The following is a 17,862-nucleotide window of genomic DNA, read 5'->3' on the forward strand; positions in this document are numbered from 1 at the left end:
TTCGCCTACGTCCGGAACGATTCGCCGCAGCCGCACTCGCTGACGACGTTAGGATTCTCGACGTGGAACCCTTCGGCCTGCAGTCCGTGTTCGTAGTCGAGGATACTGCCTTCGATGTACTTCAGGCTCGCCGGGTCCACGAACACGCGCAGGCCGTGGTGTTCGTAGATCGTGTCCTCGTCGTCCGGTTCGTCGTCGAAGCGCATCCCGTAGGAGAGGCCGGCGCACCCCCCTTGCTGGACGAAGAGACGAAGACCGGCGTCGCCGTCGTCGAGCCCTTCCCGCTCGAGCAGCGAGCGGGCCTGGTCGGCGGCATCCTCCGTGATCTCGATCTGGGGGCGCGTCTCCGCGTCCCCGCCGTCCACACTGTCCGTGCTCATATCCATCCCTACCGGCGCAACGATGTTAACTGTGACGCCGGGAGAACCCGTTCGATCGCGACCGAGTTGGCCGGCCGACACGATCGATCCGTTCGGTACGATCGATGCGATCGAGATACGCTCGGCTGCTCGATCTAGTTACGTACTCGACGCGATCGATACTGTCGGCACTCGTCGACCCGTTGGACGCGGCGACGGCGCCGATCCCGCCGATCGACGCCAGATATCGCTCGAACTCGCCCTATACGTGCGATCGCCGCCTCACCGACCGGTAGTACGTCCCGAACATCCGCTCGTCGTTTGCCGACAGCGAAACGTCGTTCTCCGCGAGCAACTCGACCATCTGCTCGACCTCGCGATCGTACCAAATCGCGAGGATGCGCACGTTCTTCTGTGCGTAGTCGTAGTTGCGTTCGAGGACGCGCTCGTCGGTCGGATCGACCTCGCGCGGTTCCATCGCATGTGTACCTCCGGCCCGCAGACACGTAAAACCAGTTCGCCCCTTGGTGACCTGTTCTCGGACCTGACAGCGGCGGGTAAGCTCGGCTTCGCTCGGATTCACTCGTCGATATCGTCCGCGAGACGCAGCCGAACGCTCTCGGCGTGTGCCCCGAGCCCCTCGGCATCGGCGAGGGTGGTGATCGTCTCCCCGAGATCAGCAACCCCCTCGGCCGAGAGCCGCTGGACGGTCGTCGATCGGACGAACGTCTCGACGGAGAGTCCGCCCGTGACCCGCGCGCCGCCGTTGGTCGGCAGCACGTGGTTGGTCCCGCTGGCGTAGTCGCCCGCCGCGACGGGGGTGTTCGGCCCGAGGAACACGCTCCCCGCGTTGTCGATGCGATCGAGGATCGATTCGTCGTCGTCGGCGACGATCGAGAGGTGTTCCGGCGCGTACTCCTCGGTGAAGAGGATCGCCTCGCTCATCGATCGGGCGAGCAAGACCCCGCTGGCGTCGTTGTCGAGCGCGGACCGAATGGTATCCTCGCGTGCGCGCGAGGCGGCCTGCTCGTCGACGGCGACCGCGACGGCATCGGCGGTGGCCTCGTCGTCCGTGACGGCGACGACGGAGGCGTTCGAGTCGTGTTCGGCCTGGGCGACCAATTCGGCCGCGACGAGGTCCGGATCCGCGGTGTCGTCCGCGATCGCGACGACCTCGCTCGGGCCCGCGAGGAAGTCGATCTCGACGTCGCCCCGTACCTCGGCTTTGGCCGCCGTGACCCATTTGTTCCCGGGGCCGACGATCTTCCGGACGCGGGCGACCGTTTCGGTGCCGTACGCGAGGGCGGCCACCGCCTGCGCGCCGCCGACGCTGTAGACTGCGTCCGCCCCCGCGACGTGGATCGCCGCGAGCGTGGCCGGATTCGGATCGTCGGCCGGCGGCGTAACGACCGCGACGTGGTCGACGCCCGCGACGACCGCGGGGACGACGCCCATGATCGCGCTCGACGGGTAGGCCGCCGAGCCGCCGGGGACGTAGACGCCGACCCGATCGATCGGGCGGAACCGGCGCCCGAGTTCCCGACCGGGGCCGAACTCCTCGCGCCAGTCGTCAGGCACCTGGGCCTCGTGGAACTCCCTGACGTTGTCCGCGGCGGTCTCGATCGCCTCCCGGAGCTCCGCGTCGATCTCCTCGTACGCGCGCTCGCAGGCGTCCGTGATCTCGATGTTTCCGAGTTCGACGGCGTCGAACTCGCTCGAAAACTCCCGAACCGCGACGTCGCCCTCCTCGCGAACCCGGTCGACGATCTCCCGGACGTCGCCGCCGATCGCCTCGATGCCGGCGTCGCGGTCGAAGAACGCGGCGCGGTCGCCCGGTCCGAGATCGGCGATCTCCTGCACGTCGACTGTCATGGCTCTCCGTTGGCGCGGCGCGCGAAAAACCGTTTCCTTACGCCGCTCCCCTCGGACGGGACGAACTCACGCGTCCTCGACCTCCCAGACGCCGACGGCGTCGAGTGTCGCCCTGACGAACAGATACACGAGCAGGGCGAAGCCGACGATCGCGAACGGCGCCTGCAGCAGGTCCGCCGCGGGACGACCGACGATCAACTGACCGAATCCGCGAACGAAGAAACTCGCGACGACGAGGCCGATCGCGATCACCGAGAGTTTGACGAACCCCGATCGGTCCATACGTGCGATTCCGACTCCGGTTGCTAAATCGTGTCGGTTAACCGCCGATCGATCCCGCTCGCCGGTCCGTAAGGTCTCGTTATCGCGACGTTCTCCCCATTCCCGGTCGCTTGCGACGGTCGGAGTCGCGCGACTCGACTCCGATCGCCGGCGTGGGCAGGCGATCCATTACTATCCCACGGCCGCCGCACTTCTTCCGTATGTGGCCGTGGGAACACGCGATCGTCGCCTATCTCGTCTATTCGCTCTTCGTCCGGCTCGTCTACCGCGATTCGCCTGGCGGGCTCGAAGTCGTACTGGTGGTCTTCGCCTCCGTGTTACCGGATCTCATCGACAAACCCCTCGCTTGGGAGTTCGGAATCTTCGAAACCGGATACGCGCTCGGCCACTCCGTTTTTTTCGCGGTTCCCCTGGCGATCCTGATCGGGGCGGCCGCTCGGGTGGCCGGCCGGTCCCGGCTGGGTCTGGCCTTCGGGGCGGGTTACCTGTTGCACCTCCCGGCGGACGTGTTCGACAGCTACGTTCGCGGCGGCGTCGTCCAGTTCGAGATCCTGCTGTGGCCGATCGCACCGGTGCCGACCTACCAGGAACCGATCACCAGCTTCAAGACGAATTTCATTCAGCTGTTCGGGCGCTATCAGCAGGACCTCCTCAGCGGTGCTCCCTCGACGTACCTTCGACTCCAGCTCGCCCTCGCCGCGGTCGCCGTCCTGGTGTGGCTCGCCGACGGCGCACCCGTGCTGCGCGAGTGTTTTCGGGGCGCAAAGCGGATCGCCCTCGGTGCGATCGGGCTGGCGAGCGATTCGTCAGGGGAATCGCCGCGGCATCGGTGATCGTCTTCGATCCGGGCGGCGATCGACTCGACGACAACCGTTTTCAGCAGGGCTCGCGATTATCACACAATGGAGCCCGACCCCGACGGAGCGGGAGCGGACCCGGTTTACTACTTCATCAGCGATCTCCACATCGGCGGCGACGAGGCGCTCGAGGACGTCGATTTTCTCGACGAGCTGCTCTCGTTTCTCCGGACGCTCGAAGCGACCGACGAGAACGCGGAGCTGATAATCAACGGCGATGCCTTCGGCCTCTGGGAGTTCACCGACGTCGATGGCATCGAAAAGTTCGACGCGCTCCTCCAGCGGTATCCCGAGCTGTTTGAGCAACTCCGCACGACCGGCGAAACCGTGCCGATCACGATCATTCCGGGCAACCACGACTACGAACTCGCGGCCTACGACGCCTACGCCGAGCGGTTCGCAGCGTATAACGTCGATATCGTTCAGGAAGAGGTGATCACGCGCGAGGTCGGCGATCGATCGATCTGGATCGAACACGGGATGCAACGCGACCCGAACAACCGGATTCCCGATTTCGGGAACCCCTACGCCCACCCGCTGGGCTACTACGTGAACCGTCACGTCACGGCCGAGGCGGGTCAGCTCTCCGAACGCGGTCGCTACAACTGGCTCAAGGACATTCAAGCGGTCGTCCCGCTCGATCTGATCCCCGAGTGGATCACGTCCAAGTACTTCTACCGCGAGATGAATCCGCTGCTCCGGTACGCGTCCCTTCCCTTTCTCCTACTTTTCAACCTGTGTCTCTGGTTGCTCGTGCCGGTCGCTCTCGACTACGCGGGCATCTGGTCGGCACCGGTCGCCCTGCTAGAGTCCCTCCTCGGCCGGCTCGGAGTCGTTGGCTCGGCCGTGGAACTCATCGGCGCAGTCGCCCTCGCCGTCGTCGGACTCCTGGTCCTCGTTTCCATCCCACTGCTGTTCTTCGCTCTCGACGCCAAACGGACCCTGAACCGGTTCGGGATCGTCAAGGACGACGCGCCGACTGATCCGGACGAGCAGTACCTCGCGGCCGCGCGACGCGTGTTCGCTGACCGGCCGGAGACCGCGGTCTTCATCTACGGCCACACCCACCGCCCTTCGGTGACCGAACTGGGCGATCGGCTCGTCGTCAACACGGGGACCTGGCTCAAGCGCCTCCACCGCCAGCCGGCGCGGTTCGGTCTGCTTCCGCCCGTGTTCTACCCCTCCTTTCAGCTGTACTACGTACGGGTTACGGCCGCTTCCGACGGCGTCGCGGTCGAGTGCCACGGCATCGAGAAACCGGATCCGGCCGCGGAGGAGTTGACGCTAACCGAACGACTCGTTGCGCCCGCTCCACCGAGCAAGCCATCGCTTCCCGATCGGACCATCGTCCGCCCCACTCTCGATTCGGCGGCCGACGGAGTGCCCGCCGACGGCGACGACTGACGCATACGATGTTCACTCCACGGCCGACGCTCACCGCTCGATCGCCGTCGGTGAACGCGTAGACGCTCGGAGCGCGTTCTCTGCGGTCACCGGAGAGTCGCGTCGAAACGGCAGCCGTCGTTCGACGTCCAGGTCCGACGTCGCACGTACGGACGATCGAACACGTCCGCTTTTGACCGACTCGGCGTAGTGTCGACGCACCACCCTCGTCTGTGGCGCCTCGATCGGCAGCCCGCGGACGATCTCCGTCGGTCGGAACCGCACTACCTCGAGAATGACCAACGTAGGACAGGCGACCACCGAGACGACGGCCTTATGTAGGGACCCGGGCTTCGGTGATAATGCGAACGACGTGGCGCAGGCCGCGTCCCCTCCGGCTGTGTCCCAGCACGGAGGCAGGCACCGTATCCACCCCTCGTTTCGCGGCCACGGCTTCCGCTGCCGCCGCCGCGCTCGCGAGGCGCCGGATCGAGCTGCGATCGACGCCGCTTCGACACGACGCCCTTATATACTCGGGGCGCGTACGAAATGATACGCACAAACCCATGCCGGATGCTGTTTTCGGCGCGGGATCGATCCGTTGCCTTTAAGTGTACAAGGGCGCTCGGATACGATGTGACGGACGAGGCGCTCGACGCCTCGTCGATCGGACGAATCGGGTTCAAAGGGGTTATATACTCCGGTGGACTACAATTACGTCCGAAGGAAATGAGGATTCCACCCCTGCGGTCCGCCGTACAGATGGGATCTGATGTTAGCCTCGACAGTTCGGTGACGCCCGATCGGTCATCCGATCCGCGTTATCGAACGATTGGACCATTAGTGTGAGTGTGTACCAACATTCACCGCCAACCCCCGAGTTCGCTCGGGGAATAGCATTCCGGTTGATCCTGCCGGAGGTCATTGCTAGTGGAGTCCGATTTAGCCATGCTAGTCGCACGAGTTCAGACTCGTGGCAGATAGCTCAGTAACACGTGGCCAAACTACCCTGTCGAGCGGGATAACCTCGGGAAACTGAGGCTAATACCGCATACGGCTCTCCTGCTGGAACTGCAGAGAGCTCGAAACGCTCCGGCGCGACAGGATGTGGCTGCGGCCGATTAGGTAGACGGTGGGGTAACGGCCCACCGTGCCGATAATCGGTACGGGTTGTGAGAGCAAGAGCCCGGAGACGGTATCTGAGACAAGATACCGGGCCCTACGGGGCGCAGCAGGCGCGAAACCTTTACACTGCACGACAGTGCGATAAGGGGACTCCAGGTGCGAGGGCATATCGTCCTCGCTTTTGTGTACCGTAAGGTGGTACACGAATAAGTGCTGGGCAAGACCGGTGCCAGCCGCCGCGGTAATACCGGCAGCACAAGTGATGACCGCTATTATTGGGCCTAAAGCGTCCGTAGCTGGCCAGTCAAGTCCATCGGGAAATCTCTCCGCCTAACGGAGAGGCGTCCGGTGGAAACTGTCTGGCTTGGGACCGGAAGACCTGAGGGGTACGTCCGGGGTAGGAGTGAAATCCTGTAATCCTGGACGGACCACCGGTGGCGAAAGCGCCTCAGGAGGACGGATCCGACGGTGAGGGACGAAAGCTAGGGTCACGAACCGGATTAGATACCCGGGTAGTCCTAGCTGTAAACGATGTCTGCTAGGTGTGACACAGGCTACGAGCCTGTGTTGTGCCGTAGGGAAGCCGAGAAGCAGACCGCCTGGGAAGTACGTCCGCAAGGATGAAACTTAAAGGAATTGGCGGGGGAGCACTACAACCGGAGGAGCCTGCGGTTTAATTGGACTCAACGCCGGACATCTCACCAGCACCGACAGTATGCTGTGAAGCTCAGTGTGATGAGCTTAGTGGAGCTACTGAGAGGAGGTGCATGGCCGCCGTCAGCTCGTACCGTGAGGCGTCCTGTTAAGTCAGGCAACGAGCGAGACCCGCACTCCTAATTGCCAGCATGACCCTTGAGGTCGATGGGTACATTAGGAGGACTGCCAGTGCCAAACTGGAGGAAGGAACGGGCAACGGTAGGTCAGTATGCCCCGAATGTGCTGGGCTACACGCGGGCTACAATGGCCGAGACAGTGGGACGCCACCCCGAGAGGGGGCGCTAATCTCCGAAACTCGGTCGTAGTTCGGATTGTGGGCTGAAACTCGCCCACATGAAGCTGGATTCGGTAGTAATCGCGCCTCAGAAGGGCGCGGTGAATACGTCCCTGCTCCTTGCACACACCGCCCGTCAAAGCACCCGAGTGAGGTCCGGATGAGGCCCCGATAGGGGTCGAATCTGGGCTTCGCAAGGGGGCTTAAGTCGTAACAAGGTAGCCGTAGGGGAATCTGCGGCTGGATCACCTCCACAGACCGGGACCACCCCGACGGGGTGGCCCACCACGTCCAACCGTTCGATCGACCGTCGCGTGGCCGATCGGGCACCTTTGAACTGTCGAGGCTAACGTTTGTACCTCTCACCGCCGAGGTCGGCGGTGAGAGGGTGGGCCCATAGCTCAGTGGTAGAGTGCCTCCTTTGCAAGGAGGATGCCCAGGGTTCGAATCCCTGTGGGTCCATGTCTCGGAGCGGATCGAGATCGTGTCCCTTAAGTGGGAGACGGCGCTACGATCCAATCCGACAATAACCGATGCACCACTCCGCGCAAGCGTGGGTGGGAAGGGTTAATGCACGCTTGGCAGTCTCCAAGCGTGCAGATGAGACCGTGTGTACGTGTAGTCCAGGCGTCCACTGGACCCGTTCCCGGGTCACTCGGTTACATCTCTGATGTAACCCATACCAGATCCGACGAACGTGGCTACTGTGCCAGCTGGTGGATCGCTCGGCTCGAGAGCTGAAGAAGGACGTGCCAAGCTGCGATAAGCCTGAGGGAGCCGCACGGAGGCGAAGAACTCAGGATCTCCGAATGGGAATCCCCACCGCAATTGCTTCGCGCAATGGGGAACGTCGAGAATTGAAACATCTTAGTATCGACAGGAAAAGAAAGCAATCGCGATGTCGTTAGTAACGGCGAGTGAACGCGACCCAGTCCAAACCGAAGCCCTCACGGGCAATGTGGTGTTCGGACTGACGATCACTCCGCGAAAATCTGCACGAAGTCTCTTGGAACAGAGTGCGAAACAGGGTGACAGCCCCGTACTGCAGATGAGTACCGGACGAGTCAGCTCCAGAGTAGCGGGGATTGGATATTCCTCGTGAATTCCGCGGGCATCAACCGCGAAGACTAAACACTCCTCGAGACCGATAGCGAACAAGTAGTGTGAACGAACGCTGAAAAGCACCCCGAGAAGGGAGGTGCAATAGGGCGTGAAATCAGTTGGCGATAGAGCGACGGGGCTTACAAGGCCCTGCGAAAAACGATCGAGGTGCGAGCCTCCAGTAGGAATCACAGGGAGCCGAAGTTCCGTCGTACGTTTTGAAAAACGAACCAGGGAGTGTGCCTGTTTGACGAGTCTAACCCGATCATCGGGGAAGGCGTAGGGAAACCGATATGGCCGCAGTCTTACGACGAGGGCCACCGTGTTCAAGCGCGGGGAGTCAAACGGGCACGACCCGAAACCGGATGATCTAGACTCAGGCAGGGTGAAGCGTGGCGAAAGCCACGTGGAGGCCCGTTAGCGTTGGTGTCCTACAATACCCTCGCGTGACCTGCGTCTAGGGGTGAAAGGCCCATCGAATCCGGAAACAGCTGGTTCCGACCGAAACATGTCGAAGCATGACCTCCGTTAAGGTAGTCCGTGAGGTAGAGCGACGGATTGGGGGATCGCACTCCGAGAGGAGTGTGCCCCCCTGTCCAACTCCGAACTTACGGACGCCGTCGACGCGGGGAGTCCGGTGCGCGGGGTAAGCCTGTGTACCGTGAGGGAGACAACCCAGAGCTGGGTTAAGGTCCCCAAGTGTGGACTAAGTGCGATCGAAGGTGGTCGCAAGCCCTAGACAGCCGGGAGGTGAGCTTAGAAGCAGCTACCCTCTAAGAAAAGCGTAACAGCTTACCGGCCGAGGTTTGCGGCGCCGAAAATGATCGGGGCTCAAGTCCACCACCGAGACCTAGCCGTGCCCATAAGCGGGCAATCGCGTAGGTCGGCGTTCTGTTCGGGCGGAAGCACGGCTGAGAAGTCGTGTGGACCGTGCAGTAACGAAAATCCTGGTCATAGTAGCAGCGTGAGTCGGGTGAGAACCCCGACGGCCGAACGAGTAAGGGTTCCTCAGCAATGCTAATCAGCTGAGGGTTAGCCGGTCCTAAGTCGTACCGTAAGTCGAATACGACAAATTGGGAAATAGGTTAATAGTCCTATGCCAGTGTGCACTCAAAGCCGACGCTTTGGGACCGCCTGAGCTGGGCCTTCGCCCAGTCGAACAGTCGAAGACCGTGGAAGCCGTAATGGCACGAAGCGATCGAATGGCTGGATAGCGCAAGTCAGGTCAACCTAGAGCCCGTGAAAAGGCGAGCACACTGTCCGTACCGAGATCCGACACAGGTACTCGTGGCAGCGAAAGCCAAGGTCTGTCGGGAATAACCGACGTTAGGGAATTCGGCAAGTTAGTCCCGTACGTTCGCAATAAGGGATGCCTGCCTCGGAAAGAGGCAGGTCGCAGTGACTCGGGCGCTCCGACTGTCTAGTAACAACATAGGTGACCGCAAATCCGCAAGGACTCGTACGGTCACTGAATCCTGCCCAGTGCAGGTATCTGAACACCCCGTACAAGGGGACGAAGGACCTGTTAACGGCGGGGGTAACTATGACCCTCTTAAGGTAGCGTAGTACCTTGCCGCTTCAGTAGCGGCTTGCATGAATGGATCAACGAGAGCGCCACTGTCCCAACGTTGGGCCCGGTGAACTGTACGTTCCAGTGCGGAGTCTGGAGACCCCCAAGGGGAAGCGAAGACCCTATAGAGCTTTACTGCAGGCTGTCGCTGAGACATGGTCGCCATTGTGCAGCATAGGTAGGAGGCGTTACACAGGTACCCGCGCCAGCGGGCCACCGAGCCATCACTGAAATACTACCCGATGGTGACTGTGACTCTCACTCCGGGAGGAGGACACCGGTAGCCGGGCAGTTTGACTGGGGCGGTACGCGCTTGAAAAGATATCGAGCGCGCCCCAAGGTTTCCTCATCCGGGTCGGAGACCCGGAACAGAGCGCAAGAGCAAACGGAAGCCTGACAGTGTCCTGCACAACAAGGGACGCTGACGCGAAAGCGTGGTCTAGCGAACCAATTAGCCCGATAGATGCGGGCAATTGCTGACAGAAAAGCTACCTTAGGGATAACAGAGTCGTCACCCGCAAGAGCACATATCGACCGGGTGGCTTGCTACCTCGATGTCGGTTCCCTCCATCCTGGCCGTGCAGCATCGGCCAAGGGTGAGGTTGTTCGCCTATTAAAGGAGGTCGTGAGCTGGGTTTAGACCGTCGTGAGACAGGTCGGCTGCTATCTATTGGGGGTGTGAGGTTCCTGACGGGAACGTTCGTATAGTACGAGAGGAACTACGAATGGGTGCCACTAGTCTACCGGCTGTTCGAAAGAGCACGTGCCGGGCAGCTACGCACCACGGGGTAAGAGCTGAACGCATCTAAGCTCGAAACCCACCTGGAAAAGAGGAACCACCGAGATCACTCGTAGAAGACGAGTTCGATAGACTCGGGGTGTACGCACCAAGGCAACGAGGTGTTGAGCCCGCGAGCACTAACCGATCAAGCCACACAATCATACATTACGTTACATTGGATCTGCACTGGCCCGGAAACGGGTCCAGACGTAAACTGGACTACACGCACATTACGGTCACAACACAACCAACCGATATTGGCATGATCGCGGTTCGATTCCGCGAATCGGCGTTACGGCGGCCACAGCGGCGGGGACCCTCCCGTACCCATCCCGAACACGGAAGATAAGCCCGCCAGCGTGTCGGTCAGTACTGGAGTGGGAGACCCTCTGGAAACCCCGATTCGCCGCCGACCACTCATACTCTATTCAATCACGCCCCGCACAGCCGAAGCAGCGGCTGTGCGGGGCTTTTTGCATATCTCCACCAGGGCTATCGTTAGCGCAGTCGAGCGGCATCGTCGATCGGACGCGGTTCGTGGCCGATTCGAACACCAAATTACTTTGGAGAGGCGTTTACCCCGACGTGTGAAAGTACGTGAGGTATGGGTAATTCGCTATCCCTGGATGCCGCTTACGAACTCTTGTCGGCGGCTCGCCGTCGGTACGTCCTGTATTATTTGCTCGAAAACGAGGAAGGGAATATCGATGGGGTGGCGCTCCAGATCGCCGCGTGGGAGGCGGGAATCCCGGTAACGGCGGTTTCGGAAGACGATCGGAAGGCGATCGTCATCTCGTTGGTTCACAAGCACATCCCGAAGCTCGCAGATCTCGAAGTTGCCGAGTACGACGCGCGAAGCGGTGACGTGGTGACCGGAGCGCGCTTCGAAGAGCTTCGCCCCTTCGTCGATCGAGCCAGAGCGGCCGACGATGCGACAGTTATCGACGAATCGCGAGAGTCGTTTCTGTACAGTAATCCGGAGCATGGGTCGGAAAACGAAACCGGCGGAACTCGGTGAATAGGGGCCAAGGCGACAGCGGGCTCCGATCGGCGCGGCTGGGCAACGAACGATAATTAGTGTCCGAAGGGGTGAGAAGGCATTAACGCGCGCGGTTCAGGGGCTTATTCGATTTGGATATCTCCCTGCATGTTTGTGTGGGGGCGACAGCGGTAGTACGCCATCTCGGACGTTGCGGTGATCTTGAGCATCTGATCGTCGCCGGGTTCCGAGGCCATCTCGGTTTCGTAGTCTTTGACGACCTTCTCGCTATCGTTCCAGATCATGAAGTTGTGTTCCATGCTGCCGCCGTTTTTGGTCCATCCGATCTCGTAGTCTTTCTCTTCTTTAAGGACGAGCGTCGGGTTCTCAACGCCGTCGATGGCCGACGGGGCGAGCCCTTTCCAGCCGGCGGTGTTGGCTTCGAACTCGATCGTCGTTCCAGGGTCGATTTTGTACGTGTCGCCGCCGTTCTTGCCATCGCTCTCATTGGCGTTTTCGTCGCCGTTTTCGCCACTGCTGTCGCCGCCGCTGAGACAGCCGGCGAGCGCAGCGATCGTCAGGCCGGACGCTTTCAGAACCGTTCGCCGGTCGGGGTTGAAGGAACTCATCGGTGTACCTGACTGTAGGGGAGCAGAGACAATGAAGACGTAATTTGGTTCCCACGTCGTGGGAGCAGGACCCGAATATATTCGGGTAGCGTGAACAGTACGCGAATCGCGTCAGTACAACCGTCGTTAATCTCGATCGCAGCGGGAGTACAGCGGCTCTCTGGCCTGATTGCCGTTCAATGAGAATGTCACCCGGAACACTAACGTCCAGCCTCATCCCGTGGCGGCGTGCCGCGTCGGCTGGCTAACCCTCGTGCCGGGCGGGGGTGTGCGCGTCCCCAGGCGGAGACGACGTCGGTCGTCTCGTGGTGGAGTACACCACTGATATGTCGCGTGTCCGGGTTCGCCGTGCTGTCATCGCACCCGTATGGGTTCGCTCGGACGGGGACTAAGGACACGCACCTGACGTAGGCGATCCGGACGGTTAAGTGTTCCAGTCGCCGGCGGCGGCCTCGTTACGGGTCGTCCGGCGCCGTCGCGCGACTATCTTCGTTCTCCTCGAGCCACGCCTCGTATTCGTCCTGTTCGAGGACGACGACGTCGGCGTCCATCCGCGAGTGGCCGACCCCGCAAAACTCGGTGCAGACGGCCTCGTACTCGCCGGGTTCGTAGACGAAAGTCCGAATGCGGGTGTACTCGCCGGGGTACCCGTCCTGTTTGACGCCGAGGTCCGGGATGAACAGGGAGTGAATGACGTCTTCGGTCGTGATCCATATCGTCACATCCTGATTGGCGGGCAGCACCAGTTCGTCTTCCATCGTGATGTTGTGGCTTGGATAGGTCGTCTCCCAGTGCCACTGGTAGCCTCGGACGACCAGTTCCTCGTCGTCGGTTTCGGGGAGATCGTCGACCGACTCGATCGCCTCCCCGCTGCCGGCGCCGGGTTCGGTGATCTGTGTAGGGGAGACGTACGGATTGACGAGGACGCTGTAGCCGGCGACTCCGACGAACAGTAGGATGATCGCCGTCGCGATAGTCCAGGTGATCTCGAGGGCCGGATCTTCCGCGGTCGGCTGTGGATCGTCGTTGTCGCGGAACTTGACGGCCGCGTAGACGAGGATCATGACGACGAACAGCGACAGGGGCAGCGCCACGTAGAGTAGCTGGTACTCGAGCCCCACGATCGCGTCCCGATTTACCGACTGGGCGACGACGCTCCCGGTCGACGCGAGCAGCGCCGCGAGTGTGACGAGGACGGTTCCGATCGTACGCCGGCGGCGACTCATTGCGGTGGCGTTCAACGACCCCCGTGAAATACGGCCTTCATTACGAAACAGACTATCACGAACACTGACTTGTATTGTAGAAGAACTTATCGGTGTCTGTGATAGTCTCGCTCTCATCAACTGAGCTTTATTGGCGTCGCTGATGAGACCACGGGCATGAACGCCGATGAGTGTGTTGGACGTGCGCGAGCGACGATGATTTCGCTGGGGGAGGTGACGAATCGGTGAATCGGGCGCTCGTGGAGGTGTCGCTGTTCGCGGCGATTTTTCTGAGCTGTCTCCTCACGGCGGCCGTCGCCCGGTGGCTTCGGGCTGATCCGTCGCCCGACGGTGGATACGCGACCGTCGGCGAACGCGGCGTGACCTGGCGCGACGCGAAGGCGGCGGCGATTCGCTGGACGACGACGACGAATCACCGGGAGATCGGATTGCTCTACATCGCCTTCGGCACCGTCGCGGCGATGTGGGGAGGGGTCGACGCGATGATGATGCGGACCCACCTGCTCACCCCTGCGGCGGACATCTGGACGGAACAGACGTACAACGAACTGTTCACGATGCACGGGCTGACGATGCTCATTTTCTTCGTCACGCCCGTCTTCTTCGGGATCGGTAACTACTTCTTGCCGTTGCTGATCGGGGCCGACGACATGGCGTTTCCCCGGCTCAACGCCCTGGGTTTCTGGATGCTCCCGCCGGCCCTGTTGCTCTCGCGGCTGGGGATCGTCGCCGAGGTGACCGCGAAGACCCTCTCGCTGATCGTTCCCGACAGCTGGCTCACCGCCCTGTTTGTGCTCCGCGAGCCGGCGATCGGCTGGACGATGTACACGCCGCTGTCCTCGACGACGCCGGATCCGCAGATCAACTTCCTCCTGCTGGGGCTCCACTTAAGCGGCATCGCCACCACGATCGGTGCGATCAACTTCGTCACGACGATCGTCTACGAGCGCGACGACGCTATCGGCTGGGCGAACCTCGACATCTTCTCGTGGAACATGCTCGTGACGAGTATGATCGTCCTGTTCGCGTTCCCGCTGCTGGGCACCGCGCTCTTGATGCTGCTGTTCGATCGTAACTTCGGGACGACTTTCTTCGCAACCGACGGCGGCGGTCCCATCCTCTGGCAGCACCTGTTCTGGTTCTGGGGCCACCCCGAGGTGTACATCCTCTTTCTGCCCGCGGCCGGGCTGATGAGCCTCATCCTGCCGAAGTTCGTCGGGCGGAAGCTGTTCGGCTTCAAGTTCATCGTCTACTCGACGATCGCGATCGGCGTCCTCTCGTTCGGCGTCTGGGCACACCACATGTTCACGACCGGGATCGATCCCCGCGTCCGGGCGAGTTTCATGGCTACGTCGGTCGCGATCGCCGTCCCTAGCGCGATCAAGGTGTTCAACTGGATTACGACGATGTGGAACGGGAACGTCAAACTCGCCGCGCCGACGATCCTCTGCGTTGGCGGGATCGGGATGTTCATTTACGGCGGCATCACCGGGATCTTCCTCGCCGTGATCCCCATCGACATCGTCTACCACGACACCTACTACGTCGTGGGGCACTTCCACCTCATCGTCATGGGAATCATCCCGCTGATGATGTTCTCCGCGAGCTACTACTGGTATCCCCTGCTGACCGGGCGGCTCTACGATCGCCGACTCGCGCTCTTCCAGTCGACGCTGCTCGTGGCTGGGTCGGCGCTCACGTTCGTAACGCTGTTGGCAATCGGCTTTCTGGAGTTACCCCGACGGTACGCGACCTACCCGTCCGAGTTCCAGAACTTCCAGATCGTTGCGACCGTCGGCGCCTACATCATCGGGCTGAGCGTGCTGCTGTGGCTCTACAACCTGATCTGGTCGTACTTCCACGGCGACCCCGTCGAGTCCGCCGATCCGTGGGACCTCAAATCGACCGAGCAGTTCACGCCGGAGTGGCAGTGGTTCGAGGAGAAACTCGAGCGCGAGCGCGGGATTCCTCCGACGGAACCGGACGTCGTTCGGCGAACGTACGAACCGGCGCACGATCGCCCGCCCTCGTTGGTCGCCCGGATCAGGCCGGTCGCGCGGACGGTCGTGAGCGACGCCAGCGTGGGGGCGATCGGCGGCCTCATCGGGACGCTGCTCATGTCCGGGGCGCTCGCCGTGGCCGTCCTCCTCGGGGTCTTTGACCTCGACTCCTTCGCGGGGCTCGCGACGCTGGTCGGCTTCCCGTCGAACGTCGCCCTCGGCTACGCCGTCTTCCTCGTCGGCGGGATGACCGTCTGGCCGCTGCTCTTCCTGGCGCTCGGCGAGTATCTGCCCGGCGAACTCACCCTCGTTACGGGGCTGTGGTACGCGACCGTGGCTGCCTCCGGGTTCGCGATCGCGTTCCACACTACTCAGACCGGACTCGAACTGGTCGCGTACCTCGTGTTCGTCCTGCTCGCACACTGGATCTACGGGCTCGGTCTCGCCGGGACGATCGAGTACCTCGGCGGCCGTCGCCCGTCCCCACCCGAGGAACGAGGCTCATGAGCGACGAGGAACCGTCGAAAGTCGAGGAAGAACGGACGGAGGACGAAACGGTTGCCGGCGAGCCGACCGAGCCGTCGGAGTCGCTGTTGTTGACCTACGCGGCTCCGTTTTTCGGCGTGCTCCTGATCGCCGCCGGCGTCCCGCTCGCGATCCTCGGCGGATACGTCGTCGTGCAGGACGCATTCGACCTCTGTGGCGACCCCGACATCGAGGTTCGGGCGCTCGAAGACGGCGAGCAACCCGGACAGACCGTCGAAACGGTCGAGTTCGACCGCCTCACGCCGGCCGAGCAAGAGGCGATCCGCGAGGCGATCGACAGCCCGCTCGGAGAAGCTCCCGTCCAGGACGAACGGATGGAGAATCAGGGCGTGCTGTCGGACGGTGCGATCGTCACGGTCGACGGCGATCGCTACTACGTGCGCATCGCGTCGGTGAATTCGTGTCTGCAGGTCCGGCCGCTGTTGTTCCCGATCGGTAGCGTCGCGATCCTCGTGGGGATCGCCGGCGTGCTGACGCCGCCGATATACCGGAAGATGGCGGGATTCGAAGAACGGATGCAACGCGGTCGGCGCCGTTGAGGGGTGAACGCACGGCTTCGTCCGCACCCCGGTTCGATCGGTCGACGGACGATCGCGTCGTCGCGATCCGCCTCGTTTCGATTCCAATCCGTCGGCACTGATCCCGATCGCGTCGTCCCGACCGATCGTTAGTCCGACTCGTCGGTGTCGTTCGGCTCGTCGAACGTGCTCGGATCCGGCGGTGGCGCGACGACCTCGCCGTCGCCCGGCTGTTCGGGAAGGTAGGAGAACCGCCCCTTGCCGTCCGGCGCCTCGCCCTGGGTCCAGGGGTATCCGGGGTCGGGCTGCTCTTCGCGTCGGGTCGAGATGAACGTGTAGTTGACGTCCTGGTTTTCCTCTTCCTGCGGAAAGCTCGCGGGGACGGGCACCGGGTCGTCGAGGGACTGGAGGGCTTCGAGCCACTGATTCTGGTGCATCGTGTCGCGGGCGATGAGGTAGGAGAGCATGTCCTTCATCCCGGGATCGTCGGTGTACTCCCAGAGTCGGGTCGCGAGGGTTCGACCGGTCGCCTCGGCCATCACGTTCGCGTACAGGTCGCCCGCGAGGTTGCCGGAGGCGACGACGTAGCCGCCGGTGAACGGGACGCCGTTGCTGTCGACCGGCATCGCCGAGAGGCCCGCCGAGAGGAACTGTCGCGGATTCTGGCCGGTCATCGCGGCCGCGGCGGCCGCGGTCTCCTCGGTCTCCTCGCGCATCTCCTTCGGCGAGCCGCGGAGGTTCTTCGTGACGGCGGAAGCGAGCATCTCGATGTGGCCGATCTCTTCGGTCGCGGTTTCCATCAGCAGGTTTCGGTACGCTTCGTACTCCTCGGGAAGCGACCACGCCTGAAACATGTACTGGAGCGCGACTCGCATCTCGCCTTCCTGGCCGCCGATCGCCTGCTGCAGGAGCTTCGCGAAGTGCGGGTCCGGGTCTTCGACGGTGACCTCGTACTGGAGTTCGGGTTCGTGAAAGAACATCCACTCCGGTCTGCCGAGGCCCAGAGAAATAAACGGCCATTACGGGCGATAGTGACCGTATCTCGGGCTGATAGCTGTTCGATACCGAACGATGGCTCACCGTTGCATCGTCACGGCGAACGATTATCCCGACGCTGCTGGTCGGGGAGATACCGTGACCGAGCAACCGAACACAGTGCCGACGCGGTCGCCGTCACGTCGAGCAGTTCTCAAATCGGGAGTACTGTCGACGGCCGGTATCGTCGGCGTCGCGAGCGGGACCGCGAGCGCGGCCGAGCGAGGGGACCGAGCGGGCGCCGATCGGGAGCGGGAATCGACGCCGGCCGAGCGCGGCGCCCTGTTAGCCTACCAGTTTAGAGCGGAACGCAGATTTACGGTCGTCGAGTCCGACCTCGAGTGGCAACCGCAGCACCTCGACGAGGGCGTCGGAACGCACGTGGTCGCGTACGATCGCGCGCCGTCGCTTCGAGCGTTCGTCTTCACGGAACCGGGCGAAGCGCTCCAGCGAGGGCGATCGTTCACGTTGGAGCGAACGCGACGGCCGCCCGCGATCGGCACCGATCGTCGCCTGGTGGGGGTCGAACTGGAGCCGGTCGGGTGATCTCGGGCTCCGAGGCGTTCCTCGTCGGCGCTCGCTGCGAGCGGACTGGGGGTTTTTCATCG

At 62.4% G+C, this 17,862-nt stretch carries 13 protein-coding genes, 1 tRNA gene and 3 rRNA genes; 10 read left to right on the plus strand and 7 right to left on the minus strand.

The window, feature by feature from the left end; all coding sequences use genetic code 11:
- Positions 1–5: 5 nt before the first annotated feature.
- From MUH00_RS17005 to MUH00_RS17020, 4 genes are all read right to left on the minus strand, one after another.
- Positions 6–380 (minus strand): HesB/IscA family protein, encoded by a 375-nt coding sequence (locus tag MUH00_RS17005; RefSeq protein WP_247000628.1) that lies wholly within the window; start codon positions 378–380, stop codon positions 6–8.
- Between the two features lie 241 nt (positions 381–621).
- On the minus strand, positions 622–837 hold the full coding sequence (locus tag MUH00_RS17010) for a hypothetical protein (protein WP_247000630.1): 216 nt from the start codon (positions 835–837) through the stop codon (positions 622–624).
- A gap of 101 nt (positions 838–938) precedes the next feature.
- Positions 939–2,231 (minus strand): histidinol dehydrogenase, encoded by a 1,293-nt coding sequence (hisD, locus tag MUH00_RS17015; RefSeq protein ID WP_247000631.1) that lies wholly within the window; start codon positions 2,229–2,231, stop codon positions 939–941.
- A 66-nt stretch (positions 2,232–2,297) separates the two neighbouring features.
- Entirely contained in the window at positions 2,298–2,513 is a 216-nt protein-coding gene (locus MUH00_RS17020) for a hypothetical protein (RefSeq protein WP_247000633.1), read from the minus strand.
- 200 nt (positions 2,514–2,713) lie between these two features.
- On the opposite strand from MUH00_RS17020, the gene MUH00_RS17025 reads away from it, so the two are divergent.
- The 7 genes from MUH00_RS17025 (at position 2,714) to MUH00_RS17055 (ending at position 11,339) form a co-directional block, all read left to right on the plus strand.
- Positions 2,714–3,346 carry a metal-dependent hydrolase gene (locus tag MUH00_RS17025; RefSeq protein WP_247000635.1) on the plus strand — a complete coding sequence of 211 codons (633 nt, stop codon included), beginning with the start codon at positions 2,714–2,716 and terminating at the stop codon, positions 3,344–3,346.
- 69 nt (positions 3,347–3,415) lie between these two features.
- Positions 3,416–4,774 (plus strand): metallophosphoesterase, encoded by a 1,359-nt coding sequence (locus MUH00_RS17030; RefSeq protein ID WP_247000637.1) that lies wholly within the window; start codon positions 3,416–3,418, stop codon positions 4,772–4,774.
- Between the two features lie 877 nt (positions 4,775–5,651).
- A 16S ribosomal RNA gene (locus MUH00_RS17035) occupies positions 5,652–7,123 on the plus strand.
- A gap of 136 nt (positions 7,124–7,259) precedes the next feature.
- A tRNA-Ala gene (locus tag MUH00_RS17040) sits at positions 7,260–7,331 on the plus strand.
- Positions 7,332–7,561: 230 nt separating this feature from the next.
- Positions 7,562–10,480: ribosomal RNA gene (locus MUH00_RS17045) — 23S ribosomal RNA — on the plus strand.
- 134 nt (positions 10,481–10,614) lie between these two features.
- A 5S ribosomal RNA gene (gene rrf, locus MUH00_RS17050) occupies positions 10,615–10,736 on the plus strand.
- The 16S, 23S and 5S rRNA genes sit together here with 1 tRNA gene alongside, the layout of an rRNA operon.
- A gap of 189 nt (positions 10,737–10,925) precedes the next feature.
- Positions 10,926–11,339 carry a DUF7344 domain-containing protein gene (locus MUH00_RS17055; protein ID WP_247000639.1) on the plus strand — a complete coding sequence of 138 codons (414 nt, stop codon included), beginning with the start codon at positions 10,926–10,928 and terminating at the stop codon, positions 11,337–11,339.
- Positions 11,340–11,443: 104 nt separating this feature from the next.
- On the opposite strand, the gene MUH00_RS17060 is transcribed toward MUH00_RS17055, so the two are convergent.
- Both MUH00_RS17060 and coxB read right to left on the minus strand, forming a co-directional pair.
- Complete coding sequence (locus MUH00_RS17060; RefSeq protein ID WP_247000641.1) at positions 11,444–11,929, minus strand: plastocyanin/azurin family copper-binding protein; 486 nt, start codon at positions 11,927–11,929, stop codon at positions 11,444–11,446.
- Positions 11,930–12,384: 455 nt separating this feature from the next.
- Complete coding sequence (gene coxB, locus MUH00_RS17065) at positions 12,385–13,155, minus strand: cytochrome c oxidase subunit II (protein ID WP_247000643.1); 771 nt, start codon at positions 13,153–13,155, stop codon at positions 12,385–12,387.
- Between the two features lie 224 nt (positions 13,156–13,379).
- On the opposite strand from coxB, the gene MUH00_RS17070 reads away from it, so the two are divergent.
- The gene (locus MUH00_RS17070) at positions 13,380–15,662 is read left to right on the plus strand and encodes a DUF6789 family protein (RefSeq protein WP_247000644.1); all 2,283 of its coding nucleotides are present in this window, start codon (positions 13,380–13,382) and stop codon (positions 15,660–15,662) included.
- The gene (locus MUH00_RS17075) at positions 15,659–16,240 is read left to right on the plus strand and encodes a DUF7979 domain-containing protein (RefSeq protein WP_247000645.1); all 582 of its coding nucleotides are present in this window, start codon (positions 15,659–15,661) and stop codon (positions 16,238–16,240) included. Before MUH00_RS17070 ends, MUH00_RS17075 begins: the two co-directional genes overlap by 4 nt.
- A 128-nt stretch (positions 16,241–16,368) precedes the next feature.
- Here the strand turns inward: MUH00_RS17075 and MUH00_RS17080 are convergent, their stop codons facing one another.
- Complete coding sequence (locus MUH00_RS17080) at positions 16,369–17,199, minus strand: manganese catalase (protein ID WP_247000646.1); 831 nt, start codon at positions 17,197–17,199, stop codon at positions 16,369–16,371.
- Positions 17,200–17,353: 154 nt separating this feature from the next.
- Between MUH00_RS17080 and MUH00_RS17085 the strand changes: the two genes are divergently transcribed.
- A complete protein-coding gene (locus MUH00_RS17085) occupies positions 17,354–17,800 on the plus strand; it encodes a hypothetical protein (protein WP_247000647.1) in 447 nt (148 codons plus the stop codon).
- Positions 17,801–17,862: the final 62 nt, after the last annotated feature.

It is taken from the genome of Halosolutus gelatinilyticus, assembly GCF_023028105.1.
In the GTDB taxonomy this organism is placed as follows: domain Archaea; phylum Halobacteriota; class Halobacteria; order Halobacteriales; family Natrialbaceae; genus Halosolutus; species Halosolutus gelatinilyticus.